Genomic DNA, 12,677 nt, shown 5'->3' with positions numbered 1-12,677 from the left:
AACCCACATTAAAACTTACCCGGTTTAATTGACGGTACTCAGGGCCCTTCCTAGAATCCCGATACGCTGTGTGAACCGGGTTTGTCACAGGCTTCAACCAACCGGCTGTCCCTATGCATTACGTTCCGCTCCTATGCCTGCTTTCAGCCATCAGCCTGCCACTGCTGTCAGGCTGCGAAAGTCTCCAGCCCCAGGGGGCCAGTACTGAGAGCAATCCACCGCCCATTACCCGGGCCGCGCGGATGGATGCCGACGTGCGCAACGATGGAGCGCTGCGCCCCGAGCACCAGAGAAAAGCCGAGGATGGGCCCGACGAAACGGATGACGGCTATGACACGGTCTGGCACCGGTTGCGGGACAGCTTCAAGCTTGATCTTGATGTCAACGACGAGCGCGTGCGCGACCAGCTCGCCTGGTACAGCCGTAACCAGTCCTACATGGACCGGACTGCGGAAAGGGCCCGCCGATACCTGCCCTACATCATCCGCGAGATCGAGAAGCGGGACATGCCCGGCGAACTGGCACTCCTGCCGCTGGTCGAAAGCGCCTATGATCCGTTCGCCTATTCCCATGGCCGGGCATCCGGAATCTGGCAGTTCATTCCAGCCACGGGCCGCGCTTTCGGCATGGAGCAGAACTGGTGGTATGACGGGCGCCGTGACATCATCAGCGCCACCCAGGGCGCTCTGAGCTACCTGGAGCGGCTATCGGGGCGATTCGACGGCGATTACGAACTCGCCCTCGCCTCCTACAATGCCGGTGCCGGCCGGGTACTGCGTGCCATACGACGCAACGAGCGCCAGGGAAGACCCACGGACTACTGGAACCTCCATCTACCGAGAGAAACCCGTCATTACGTGCCCAAGCTTATAGCCCTGGCCCGTATCGTGGCGGACCCGGAAGCCCACGGTATCCAGCTTGAACCCATTCCGGATGATCCCTACTTCGAGGTGGTGGATATCGGCGGCCAGCTGGATCTGGCACAGGCTGCCAGCATGGCCGGAGTCGGAGTGAACGAGATCTATCGGCTCAATCCCGGCTTCAACCGCTGGGCGACGGCTCCGGACGGCCCGCACCGACTGCTTGTACCCGCCGATTCAGCGGACAGGTTCCGGGAAGCGCTGACCACCCTGCCCGAGGACCAGCGGGTGAGCTGGCGCAATTACACCATCCAGAGTGGCGATACCCTGATCAGCATTGCACGTTCCTTCAATACGACCCCCGATGTGATCCGCCAGCACAACGACATCCGGGGCCACACCATCCGCAAGGGCGAGCGCCTGCTGATCCCATCTGCCGGCAACGCCAGCAATGCCTATACCCTGAGCGAATCCAACCGCAGGGCAGCACGCCAGGCCGCCTCCGGCAACAAGGGGCAGAACCGCATTGACTACCGTGTCAACGCCGGAGACACGCTATGGGATATCGCCAGTGCGCATGATGTCGCCGTCAGCAAACTGGCCAGCTGGAACAATCTGGCGCCCGGCGACACCCTGCGGCCCGGGGATACGCTCGCCATCTGGACAGACAAGCAGCAGCCCCGGAGCGAACGCCGTGAAATGGTCCGGCGCGTGGGCTATACGGTGCGCTCCGGCGACTCCCTCCGCCACATCGCGAACCGCTTCAACGTGGGCGTCTCCCAGATCGCCCAGTGGAACAACATCAATACACAGGACTATCTTCAGCCCGGACAGCGGCTTAAGCTGTACGTGGACATACGCAACACACACTGAGGTCAGCATGGGAATACTGGACGGAAAGAAAGCGCTGGTCGTCGGCGTCGCCAGCAAACACTCAATCGCCACTGGCATTGCCCAGGCACTGCATGAACAGGGTGCCAAGCTTGCGCTCACCTATCAGAACGAAAAGCTCAAATCCCGGGTGGAAGGCTTTGCCGAGAGCTGGAACAGCAACATGGTGTTCCCCTGCGATGTCTCCGACGATCAGCAGATCGCGGAACTGTTCGAGTCCCTCAACGAACACTGGGGTGGCCTCGACATCCTGGTGCACTCGGTGGGCTTCGCTCCCGGCGAAGAGCTTGACGGCGACTTCACCGATGTAACCAGCCGTGAAGGCTTCAAGATGGCCCATGACATCAGCTCCTACAGCCTGACGGCGCTGGCCCGCGAAGCACGGCCTCTGATGCAGGGGCGGAACGGCTCCATCCTGACCATGACGTACGTGGGCTCGCAGCTGGTTCTGCCCAACTACAATGTCATGGGTCTGGCCAAGGCCAGCCTGGAAGCCAGCGTCCGCTACCTGGCCGCCTCCATGGGTCCGGAAGGCATCCGCGTGAATGCCGTTTCAGCCGGCCCCATCAAGACCCTCGCGGCCTCAGGCATCAAGAGTTTCCGCCGCATGCTCGCGGAGAATGAAAAGCGCACGCCCCTCCAGCGCAATGTCACCACAAAGGAGGTTGGCAACACGGCGGCCTTCCTGACCTCCGATATGGCAAGCGGTATAACGGGCGAGGTCATCTATGTGGATGCCGGATTCCGCAACATGGGCATGAACCCGATAGAGGACTGAAGGGCTCAGGCCTCCAGCAGGATGGCGACAGTCTCCTTCCAGGCAGGAAGGCTGTCGTCACCCGTATCCAGCACCGCAAGACCAACCCGCCAGAAGCCATCCGCCCACTCCCGGCACGAACGTACCTCGGTCAGCAGCGAGTGAACGGCGCTGTCATCCACCGTCACCTTCAGATTCAGCAGAGCCCCTTCCACAACCGGCTCGTCCGCGGTAACACTGAGGCCACTGGCGGAGATGTCCCGTGTGCGGCAGCGCAGCCAGCGGGGTGGTTCGTCACCCACACCGTCCGCCACCTGGAGATCCGCCACAATACGCCCGGCAATCCGGTACTCGTCCCGCTGTTCTCCGTCTTCCGGCTTCCAGGTTCCTGTCATCAGCGCCCCACCCGCAGTCGTCCCACAACGCGGGAAAGCGTATCCGCAAACTCAGCGCCTTCACTGAGCAGCTGCGCTTCCCCATCCCGTACACGGGTGGCCAGATCTTCGCGCAGGATCTCCCGGCGATTGAGACCGTACCGGTCCACGAACACCAGTTTTCCGGAAGCCCTGATACGCAACGCCAGCTTCAGCCGCAGCGCTTCCTCCCCGCTGCCAAGCTGGATCCAGCTTCCGGCCTCCAGACGATCCACTTCCGCCAACACCTTCTCCCGGATTTCCGCTTCGTCATTGATGCGCCGTGTCTCGGCCTCATCCCGGGCTTCCCTTTCCGCTTCCGCCCGCTCACGGGCCTCCCGTTCCTCGCGCTCCTGCTCCCGCTGGCGCTCTTCTTCAAACGCCTGCTCCTGGGCCCGGCGCAAAGCCTCCGCTTCCTCCCGTGCTTTGTCCCGCGCCTCTTCGCGCTGCTTTCTCTGGGACTCCAGTACTCGCTGGAGGCTGTCCAGAGTATCACTGAGTACGCCGGCAAAGGGGTAGGCTTCCGGCAGATGGGTAAGCTCACCGGCCTCAAATCGCTCCCTGACCGACCGGAAGGGCTCGATATCAAGCTTGGCGCCCCGGGCATTGGTCCAGAGCACCTCGCCGGTTTCCTCCAGAAAACCGGTCAGAAACTGTCGGATCTGTTGGCCATCCGCCTCGTACAGATACCAGCTGCCCACCCAGCTACGGGCCTCATCCCCCTGAGCCTCATCGGGTCTCTCAAGCCAGCGCGGATCCGCTTCCGGTATGCTCGCGGCCTCCTGCTCCACCGCTTCATCCCGCAGGCGCCTGGCAAGAAGCGCATCCACCGGTGCAAAGCGCTGTGGAACCGGATCACGCCCCTCCACCAGGGTGACCACCTGCACCAGTTTGTCAGTGAGTTGTTCCCCGACGTGATAGAGCCGGTTCCGGTCCTGGCCACACAGATTCCCATCCCCAACCCAGATCAGCCATTCCAGAAGGCGGAAGGCATGGCGCCAGGGCTCGGAATCAATGCCGTGTTCCAGAGCCGCCCGACGCATCAGTACCCGCCAGTCATCCTCAATGAAAGCCCAGAGGCTGGCGGGGAGCTGCCGCCCCCGGCAGGTGCGCGAAAGCGCCGCCCGCACTGCCTGCTCCGCGGCGCGCTGGCCGGCCGCGCCGGACTCGGTCTGCCACAGCCGTTGCGCCACACGCTCGGCCTGTTCAGCCTGGTGGCTGATCTGTTCCAGCCAGTCACTGACGCAGGCCTCAAGTGGCTCTTCCCCGCCGGTCCGGAACGCCTCGCCCACCGCCTGTTCCATAGCCGCAAGATGGCTTTCCACCGGTCTATCGGAACGCCCCCCGGTCCGGCTCCATCCCCGCAATGCCTGAAGGCTGTCCAGCCACCGGTGAAGCGGGCGCTGCTCGGAGACTGCTTCAGCACCACGCGCCTCAAGGTCCAGTGCCAGCCAGAAACGCAGTCGCGCCGCACGGTGCACCAGGTAGGGATGAAGGCCTGAACGGCGCAGAAAGACGTTCATGATCCGATCCGCCAGATAGGCGGCGTTGACCTGACGCATGCTCCAGACGGCATCAGTCCGCTGAAGGTGGGTGACTACCCGTTCGTCACTGCCAGCCTGCCAGGCCTCCGACAGAGTACTGTGCCAGCGGGAACTGTCATCCGGCGCGGACTGCCCCACCGGATACGGCAGATCCGGTATCCGCAACTCGGTGATGATGGATTCAATCAGGCTCACACGTTGCCCTGCACGGTCATGGGTGTCTGGCATACACCTTAAACCAGGCAAGGAACGGCGACCAGTACACAGAGGGCCGCCGGATTGCATCACCGCGGGATTTGACGCACTATAACGGCCCGTTTCCGTGCATGGGTGAACAAGAGGCAGTGATGGCAAGCAGCGACATCGAGAACGTCAACATTGAGGAACAACAGGTACTGACCACGCCGGCGGCGCTCAAGGAGCAGCTGCCACTGACCGATGCAGCGCGGCGGACCGTGCTGGAAGGTCGTCAGACCATCAACAATATCCTCGATGGCAAGGACCCGCGCCTGTTTCTGGTTGTGGGACCCTGCTCGATCCATGACCCTGATGCCGCTCTGGACTACGCCCGGCGCCTGAAGGCGCTGGCGGACGAGGTCAGCGACACCCTCTTTCTTGTCATGCGGGTCTATTTCGAGAAACCGCGGACCACTACCGGCTGGAAGGGTCTGATCAATGACCCGCACCTGGACGACAGCTTCGATATCGAGCGTGGCCTCTACATCGGCCGTAAGCTGCTGCTCGATATTGCCGAGCTCGGCCTGCCCACGGCCACGGAAGCCCTGGATCCAACGGCGCCACAGTACCTGCAGGACACCATTGCCTGGTCCGCCATCGGTGCGCGCACCACCGAATCCCAGACCCACCGGGAAATGAGCAGCGGCCTGTCCATGGCTGTGGGCTTCAAGAACGGTACGGACGGCAGCCTGGATGTGGCAGTCAACGCCATGAACTCCACCGCCAACCCGCACAGTTTTCTGGGCATCGACCAGAATGGCCAGGTGGCCATCACGCGGACCAAAGGCAATCCCTACAGCCACGTGGTGCTGCGCGGTGGCGGCGGAAGCCCGAACTACGATTCCGTGAACGTCGCCCTCTGTGAGAAGGAGCTGGAAGCGGCGGATGTGCGTAATGCCATCATGGTCGACTGCAGCCACGCCAACTCCAACAAGGATCCGGCGGTGCAGCCACTGGTCATGCAGGATGTGACCCATCAGATCAAGGAAGGCAATCAGTCCATCATTGGGCTGATGGTCGAAAGCAACATCAACTGGGGCAAACAGAAGCTTGCCGCCATGGACGAGATGGAATACGGCGTCTCCGTAACCGATGCCTGCATCGACTGGGAAACCACCGAGAAGGCCATCCGTCAGATGCGGGACGAACTCAGGGACCTGATTCCCCACCGTCACCGGAGCTGAACGCCTCCGGCTCGGCGGGCATCTGCTCCAGCCAGCCGAGCTGACCTCTCAGACTCACTACATCGCCCACGATGATGATGGTCGGGGCACGCACCCCGGCCGCATCAACCGCCTCCACAATGGACTCCAGGGTAGCGCTGACAACCTGCTGATCCGGTGTGGTCCCCTTGGACACCAGTGCGCAGGGCGTTTCAGCCGGCATGCCATGGGCAATCAACTCGCGGGTGATCACCGGAAGCCCGACGAGGCCCATGTAGAAGACCAGTGTCTGCCGGTTCTGCACGAAATCCTGCCAGGGCAGATCCGTGCTGTCATTCTTCAGGTGGCCGGTAATGAAACGCACCGACTGGGCGTGATCACGATGCGTCAGCGGTATCCCGGCATAAGCGGAGCAACCCTGGGCCGCCGTGATGCCAGGCACCACCTGGAAGGGCACACCGTGTTCCGCCAGACGTTCGATCTCCTCGCCGCCACGTCCGAATATGAACGGATCCCCGCCCTTGAGTCGCACGACCCGCTTTCCGGCCTGTGCGTATTCCACCAGAAGCTCGTTGATCCGGTCCTGGGGGACGCTGTGATTGGAGCGCGCCTTCCCTACATGGATGACCTCCGCGCCTTCATTGATCAGGGCCATAATGGGCTCCGAGACCAACCGGTCATGCAGCACCACATCCGCCTCACGCAGCAGGCGCAGCGCCTTGATGGTGAGCAGGTCCGGGTCCCCGGGTCCTGCCCCCACCAGATAGACCTCGCCGCCCCGCTGGATTTCCGTGGAGGTCGTCCTGCCCGGAGGCAGGAGGCTTCTCAGGCGATCCTTCACCCACTGCGTCACCATTGGCTTCAGGCTCCTTCCGGTACAAGCTCAGTGATGCCGCCCATATAGGGCTTCAGTGCCGCCGGAATACGGACCCGGCCGTCTGCTTCCTGATAGTTCTCCAGGACCGCCACGAGGGCGCGCCCTACCGCCACGCCCGAGCCATTGAGTGTGTTCACCAGCTCTGGCTTGCCGGTCTCGGGATTGCGCCAGCGTGCCTGCATCCGACGGGCCTGGAAGTCCCGGGTGTTGCTGCAGGAGGAGATTTCCCGGTAGGCGGACTGCCCGGGCAGCCAGACTTCCAGATCGTAGGTGCGGGCAGCCGCAAAGCCCATGTCACCACCACAGAGCGTCACAACCCGGTAGGGAAGCTCTAGGCGCTGCAATACCGTCTCGGCATGGCCGGTCAGCGCTTCCAGCGCCGCATCGGAGTCCTGCGGCCGCACAATATGAATCAGCTCCACCTTCTCGAACTGGTGCTGACGGATCATCCCCCGGGTATCCTTGCCATAGGCCCCGGCCTCGCTGCGGAAGCACGGCGTATGGCAGACCATCCGCTTCGGCAGTTCCTCTGCCCCCAGGATGCTGTCCCGCACCAGATTCGTGGCGGGCACCTCGGCGGTGGGAATCAGGTAGAGATCCCGATCACCGTCAATCCGGAAGAGATCTTCCTCAAACTTGGGCAGCTGCCCGGTACCGGTGAGGCTGTCGCTGTTCACCAGGTACGGCAGATAGGTTTCCGTATAGCCGTGCTCGGCGGTGTGCAGATCCAGCATGAACTGGGTCAGCGCGCGGTGCAGGCGCGCCACCCCACCCTGCATCACCGCAAACCGTGCCCGGGCGATGGTGGCGGCTGCAGCAAAGTCCATACCCCCAAGGCCTTCGCCCAGGGTCACATGATCCACCGGTTCAAAGGCCGGTTCCGCGGGTTCGCCCCAGCGCCGGATCTCAACGTTGTCCTCGTCGGAATCCCCCTCGGGCACCGTCTCATCCGGCACATTCGGAATCCCCTCGAGGAAGGCGTTGAGCTCCGCCTGGAGCTCCCTGAGCTGGTGTTCTGCGTCCGCCTTCTGCTGCTTGAGGGATTCCACCTCGTCCATCAGCGGTTGAGCGTCCTCGCCGTTGCGTTTGGCTTCCCCAATGGCCTTGGAGCGGCGTTTCTGCTCCGCCTGGAGTTCCTCGGTCCGCGTCTGGAGGTCACGCCGGCGGGTTTCCAGTTCACGCACCCGCCCGGTGTCCAGCTCATAACCGCGCCGTGCCAGCTGGGCAGCCACGGTGTCAGGATCGGTTCGCACCCATTTGGGATCCAGCATGATGCTCTCTTGTCCAGTCGTCAGTTGTTGTTTCCTTCCGGATAGCGCTGCCGGTCGCTCGCGGCATTCAGACGATCGAGATAGGCGCGCTTTTCCGCCAGTTTCTGTTCCAGGCCACGCGGCTCCGGCTCATAGAAGCGCGTGCCGTGGAGCGCTTCCGGCATGTAGCTCTCACCCGCCGCAAACGCCTCGGGTTCGTCATGGGCATAGCGGTATTCCGCGCCATAGCCCTGTTCCTTCATCAGTTTCGTGGGCGCGTTGCGCAGATGCACCGGCACCGGGCGGTCCTGGTCCTTGCGCACCAGGGCCATGCATTCGTTGAACGCCCGATAGACGCCGATGCTCTTGGGCGCCAGCGCCAGGTAGGTCACCACCTGCGCCAGGGTCAGCTCGCCTTCCGGGCTCCCCAGCCGCTCCTGCACCTGCCATCCCTCCATGCCCAGGCTCAGGGCCCTGGGGTCGGCATTACCGATGTCCTCGCTGGCAATGCGCACCAGCCGGCGCGCAATATACAACGGGTCGCAGCCGCCATCCAGCATCCGGCACATCCAGTACAGCGCGGCATCCGGATCCGACCCCCGTACCGACTTGTGCAGCGCGGAGATCTGATCGTAGAAAACATCGCCGCCCTTGTCGAAACGCCGCAGCGAAGTCTGCAGTACCTCCCCCAGAACGGCCTCGTCAATGACGGGCTTTTCCCCGCCCTCATCCCGGGCAAGATCCGCGCCTACCTCGAGGCTGTTGAGGGCCCGCCGCGCATCGCCATCTGCCGCGCGGGCCATCATTCCAAGCACCTCGTCGGACACCGACACCGCCTGGTTGAGCCCATCTTCCGCTTCGAGCGCACGCCGCAGCAGCGCCACCAGGTCCGCTTCCTCAAGATCCCGCAGCACGTACACACGCGTGCGTGACAGCAGCGCGCTGTTGAGTTCGAACGACGGGTTCTCGGTGGTAGCGCCCACGAAGATGACGGTGCCTTCCTCGATATGCGGGAGGAAGGCATCCTGCTGCGACTTGTTGAAGCGGTGGACCTCGTCCACGAACAGCAGGGTTTCCTGGCCGTTCATCTCCAGCCGTTCACGCGCCGCGTCAACGGCATTGCGGATATCCTTGACCCCGGCAGCGACTGCGGAGAGAGTCTCGAAATACGCCGAAGTCTGTTCCGCGAGCAGGCGCGCGAAGGTGGTCTTGCCAACCCCCGGAGGCCCCCAGAGAATCATGGAATGGAGCTGGTTCTCCTCAACGGCACGGCGCAGGGGCTTACCCTCGCCCACCAGATGCGGCTGCCCGACGTAATCCGTCAGGCCACGCGGGCGCATGCGCGCCGCCAGGGGCTGGTGGCGCCCGCTCCCAGAGCTGAACAGGCCCTCCTGCATCAGCGGGCTCCGTTGCCCTCGTTGCGGATCACATCCACATCATCCGGCGCATCCAGCTCGAAGCGGTCATCCGGGATGGATTCATTGAGCACCACATCACGGAACTGCAGGTCGCTGCGCTGGTCAAGCGAGTCGTGCAGCTCCATGCCCTGGAGTACGCCTTCCTTATCAAAACGCATGCTCAGTTCCAGAAAAAGCGTGTCTTTATCACGCGGTTCCAGAATGAACCGCTCGCCCTCACTGGTTGTCTCGCGCCGGATCCGGAAGGTTTCCGACAGATTGCCCACCTCGCCGGAGAGAAGCAGCGCCGGGGTTGAGGCAATGCGTTCCTCCAGGGGATAGATGGTGACCTGGCGCAGATCCGGGTCATAGACACGCACCTTTTTCCCGGAAGTCACAATCTTCTGTTCCATGGGCGGATCGGTATGCCAGAAGAAATCGCCGCCGCGCCGGGCGCTCAGCTCACCCGTGGTCTTCTGCAGCCGTTCACCGTCAGGGCTCTGAACCGTCTGCTCAAAATCCGCCTGATAGCTCCTGTAATCCGAAAGGCGCTTACTGAGCAGTTCAGCAGCGTCCTCGGTATCAGCCGACTGGCCAAAGGCCGGAAGGGCTGCCAGGCAGAACATCATCAGTGCGATCGCGGTCCGTCTTGTCATCATCTAGTCTCTCGGTGGCGGGGCAGCGAGCACCTCGCGGGAACCATTCTGGCCGGCGGCGCTGACAACGCCCGCTGACTCCATGGCTTCCACCAGGTTCGCCGCCCGGTTGTATCCAATCTTGAATTTGCGCTGCACGGAAGAGATCGAAACCCGGCCACTCTCGGTGACAAACGCCACGGCCTCATCGAAAAGCGCATCCTGCTCGCTGTCCTCGCCGCCCATGGCGGCGATTCCGGGCACACTGTCACTGTCTCCGCCACTGAGCACGTCGTCCACGTAGTCCGGCTCACCGCGCTGTTTCCAGGCCTCGACAATCCGGTGGACCTCATCGTCATCCACAAAAGCCCCGTGTACCCGCTCGGGATTGCTGGATCCCGGCGGCAGATAGAGCATGTCACCATTACCCAGAAGCTGCTCGGCGCCGCCCTGATCCAGCACCGTGCGTGAGTCCACCTTGGACTGAACGGAGAACGATGCCCGTGTGGGAATGTTCGCCTTGATCAGGCCGGTGATCACATCCACTGAGGGCCGCTGGGTCGCCAGGATCAGGTGGATGCCGGCCGCCCGCGCCTTCTGGGCGATGCGGGCAATGAGCTCTTCCACCTTCTTGCCCACGATCATCATCATGTCCGCGAACTCGTCCACCACCACCACGATGTACGGCAACGGCTCGAGTTCCGGCCGAGCGTCCTCGCTGGGATCCAGCGCGTTCTGCGGGTTCCAGAGCGGGTCCTTTATGGGTTCGCCACGCTCCCGGGCGTCCCGCACCTTGCGGTTGTAACCGGCCAGGTTGCGGACACCCTGGGAGGACATCAGCTGGTAGCGCCGTTCCATTTCCGCCACGCACCAGCGCAGGGCGTTGGCGGCCTCCTTCATGTCCGTGACCACCGGCGCCAGCAGATGCGGAATCCCCTCGTAGATCGACAGCTCCAGCATCTTGGGGTCGATCATGATCATGCGCACTTCCTCGGGCGTGGCCTTGAGGAGCATGCTCAGGATCATGGCGTTCACGCCCACGGACTTCCCCGAGCCCGTGGTACCAGCCACCAGCAGGTGCGGCATCTTGCCCAGGTCAGCCACAACGGGCTCACCGCCAATGTCATTGCCCAGCGCCAGCGTCAGAGCGGAACCGGATTTTGAATAGCTGGCCGAGGAGAGGATCTCGGACAGCTTCACCATCTCCCGTTCCTCGTTCGGGATCTCGATGCCCACCACGGATTTGCCCGGGATCACCTCCACCACACGGACGCTGTAGACCGCCAGGGCCCGCGCCAGATCCTTCGCAAGATTGGAGATCCTGCTGACCTTCACGCCAGCGGCCGGCTTGATCTCGAAGCGGGTAATCACCGGCCCGGGATTGACCTCGACCACTTCCACGGCCACCCCGAAGTCCGCCAGTTTTTCTTCCAGCAGGCGTGACATGTACTGCAGCGAATCCGCTGAATAGCCCTGTTTCTTATGGGGCCCTGGCTCATCCAGAAGGCTGACCGGTGGCACCGGGCTCTGCCCTTTATCGGCGGCCCTGCCGTTACCACGGCGGCGACGCTTCCCATTACCTTTGGTCTGCTCGGACTCCGGCTGCGCCTTGCCGGCACCCTGACCCTGGAAGCGTGTGATCGTCACCGCCTGCTGGTCGGCTTCCCCTTCGGGGGCCCCGGGTGCCTCGTCAACGGTATCCACCACCAGCGGCAGTGACGGCTGCTCCGACTCCGTCTCCTCACTCATAACGGGTTCGCGGCGCTTCGGTTCCGGCTTTCCGGATGTGGCCCGGTCACGCCTGAACCGTTGCCCCAGACGTTTCAGAAGGCCCGGCGACGGTTCGTCCACGCGCCGGTTCACGATGGGCGGCTCGGTTTTCTTCGGGGCATCCAGGCGGGCCTGGCGCACTTCGCCCGCCTTCCGGCGCATCCGGCCCAGGCCGCCGGTAACCGCCCGACCGCTCCAGGTCACCGCGCGCCCGAGCATCACAGCACCATGCCCGATACGGTCTATCATGGCGATCCAGGACAGGCCCGTTACCAGCGTCAGCCCGAAAAGCGCTATTGCCCCCAGGATCAATGTGGTCGCCGGCCTGTTGAGCATGGTGACCAGGGTCATGGCCATCTCGCTGCCAAGCACTCCTCCGGAGTCCGGGCCCAGCCCAAAGAACGAATACAGCCCGAAAAGGCCACAGCTGGCGGAAATGAAGAGCACAAAACCACCGGCGCGCAGAAAGAACAACGGCCAATGGAAATCCGGATAGGTGCCGCGGTTGCGATATAGAACAATGGCGCACCAGCCGGCGAGCATCGGGAAAAGCCAGGCGAGTTCCCCAAAGAAGGTCATCAGGAGGCTTGAGAGCCAGGCACCGCTGCGGCCGGCATAATTGGTGGCTTCCAGTTCATGGCCGATACTGGCCCAGCCGGGATCGGATGGATTGTGGGAGACCAGCGCCATCACCAGATAGACGCACAGCACAATCAGGGCAATCAGCGCGCCTTCACGCCCTCCCTGGGCCAACAGCTCACGGAAGCGCGTCTGGCCGCGGTGACCTGTCTCCTGCTGCGCCTGTCCGGATTTACCCTGTGCCATAGCGTCCACTTGATCCTTTGCCCCAAGTTAAACATGTAATGGCCTGATTCGCCAGAAC

At 63.0% G+C, this 12,677-nt stretch carries 8 protein-coding genes and 3 pseudogenes; 3 read left to right on the top strand and 8 right to left on the bottom strand.

The features are described 5' to 3' along the window. The first annotated feature begins 113 nt into the window (after window positions 1-113). Window positions 114-1,733: a lytic transglycosylase gene (locus CK501_RS05535; protein WP_095616752.1), complete on the top strand. Its 1,620-nt coding sequence runs from the start codon at window positions 114-116 to the stop codon at window positions 1,731-1,733. Between the two features lie 7 nt (window positions 1,734-1,740). Then, window positions 1,741-2,529, top strand: a complete 789-nt coding sequence (locus CK501_RS05530) for an enoyl-ACP reductase FabI (protein ID WP_095616751.1) — start codon at window positions 1,741-1,743, stop codon at window positions 2,527-2,529. 5 nt (window positions 2,530-2,534) lie between these two features. On the opposite strand, the gene CK501_RS05525 is transcribed toward CK501_RS05530, so the two are convergent. Both CK501_RS05525 and CK501_RS05520 read right to left on the bottom strand, forming a co-directional pair. Continuing rightward, window positions 2,535-2,903, bottom strand: coding sequence for a PilZ domain-containing protein (locus CK501_RS05525; RefSeq protein ID WP_095616750.1), 369 nt, complete (start codon window positions 2,901-2,903; stop codon window positions 2,535-2,537). Further along, on the bottom strand, window positions 2,903-4,660 hold the full coding sequence (locus CK501_RS05520; protein ID WP_143421388.1) for a DUF1631 family protein: 1,758 nt from the start codon (window positions 4,658-4,660) through the stop codon (window positions 2,903-2,905). Before CK501_RS05520 ends, CK501_RS05525 begins: the two co-directional genes overlap by 1 nt. 152 nt (window positions 4,661-4,812) lie before the next feature. Between CK501_RS05520 and CK501_RS05515 the strand changes: the two genes are divergently transcribed. Then, window positions 4,813-5,886, top strand: coding sequence for a 3-deoxy-7-phosphoheptulonate synthase (locus CK501_RS05515; RefSeq protein ID WP_095616748.1), 1,074 nt, complete (start codon window positions 4,813-4,815; stop codon window positions 5,884-5,886). On the opposite strand, the pseudogene cobA reads toward CK501_RS05515, so the two are convergent. The 6 genes and pseudogenes from cobA to CK501_RS17225 form a co-directional block, all read right to left on the bottom strand. Next, window positions 5,852-6,640, bottom strand: a pseudogene (gene cobA / locus CK501_RS05510) (uroporphyrinogen-III C-methyltransferase); the annotation flags it as partial. The gene CK501_RS05515 and the pseudogene cobA overlap by 35 nt on opposite strands. Window positions 6,641-6,726: 86 nt before the next feature. After that, window positions 6,727-8,013 carry a serine--tRNA ligase gene (gene serS, locus CK501_RS05505; protein ID WP_095616746.1) on the bottom strand — a complete coding sequence of 429 codons (1,287 nt, stop codon included), beginning with the start codon at window positions 8,011-8,013 and terminating at the stop codon, window positions 6,727-6,729. A 20-nt stretch (window positions 8,014-8,033) separates the two neighbouring features. Next, entirely contained in the window at window positions 8,034-9,389 is a 1,356-nt protein-coding gene (locus CK501_RS05500) for a replication-associated recombination protein A (protein ID WP_095616745.1), read from the bottom strand. Further along, on the bottom strand, window positions 9,389-10,048 hold the full coding sequence (lolA, locus tag CK501_RS05495) for an outer membrane lipoprotein chaperone LolA (RefSeq protein ID WP_095616744.1): 660 nt from the start codon (window positions 10,046-10,048) through the stop codon (window positions 9,389-9,391). The genes CK501_RS05500 and lolA overlap by 1 nt, the downstream gene beginning before the upstream one ends. Then, a pseudogene (locus tag CK501_RS17230) lies at window positions 10,049-11,554 on the bottom strand (DNA translocase FtsK); the annotation flags it as partial. A 483-nt stretch (window positions 11,555-12,037) separates the two neighbouring features. Beyond that, window positions 12,038-12,619: pseudogene (locus CK501_RS17225) on the bottom strand (DNA translocase FtsK 4TM domain-containing protein); the annotation flags it as partial. Window positions 12,620-12,677: the final 58 nt, after the last annotated feature.

It is taken from the genome of Halovibrio salipaludis, assembly GCF_002286965.1.
GTDB lineage: Bacteria > Pseudomonadota > Gammaproteobacteria > Pseudomonadales > Oleiphilaceae > Halospina > Halospina salipaludis.
Note: the sequence above shows the minus strand (reverse complement) of the source record. Positions and strands in the feature narration are given on the sequence as shown.

What these genes read in the sequence shown, in the direction of transcription:
- CK501_RS05530 (WP_095616751.1), top strand. Translation starts at nt 1,741, where the DNA reads ATGGGAATACTGGACGGAAAGAAAGCGCTGGTCGTCGGCGTCGCCAGC.
- serS (WP_095616746.1), bottom strand. Translation starts at nt 8,013, where the DNA reads ATGCTGGATCCCAAATGGGTGCGAACCGATCCTGACACCGTGGCTGCC.
- CK501_RS05525 (WP_095616750.1), bottom strand. Translation starts at nt 2,903, where the DNA reads ATGACAGGAACCTGGAAGCCGGAAGACGGAGAACAGCGGGACGAGTAC.
- CK501_RS05500 (WP_095616745.1), bottom strand. Translation starts at nt 9,389, where the DNA reads ATGCAGGAGGGCCTGTTCAGCTCTGGGAGCGGGCGCCACCAGCCCCTG.
- CK501_RS05535 (WP_095616752.1), top strand. Translation starts at nt 114, where the DNA reads ATGCATTACGTTCCGCTCCTATGCCTGCTTTCAGCCATCAGCCTGCCA.
- lolA (WP_095616744.1), bottom strand. Translation starts at nt 10,048, where the DNA reads ATGATGACAAGACGGACCGCGATCGCACTGATGATGTTCTGCCTGGCA.
- CK501_RS05515 (WP_095616748.1), top strand. Translation starts at nt 4,813, where the DNA reads ATGGCAAGCAGCGACATCGAGAACGTCAACATTGAGGAACAACAGGTA.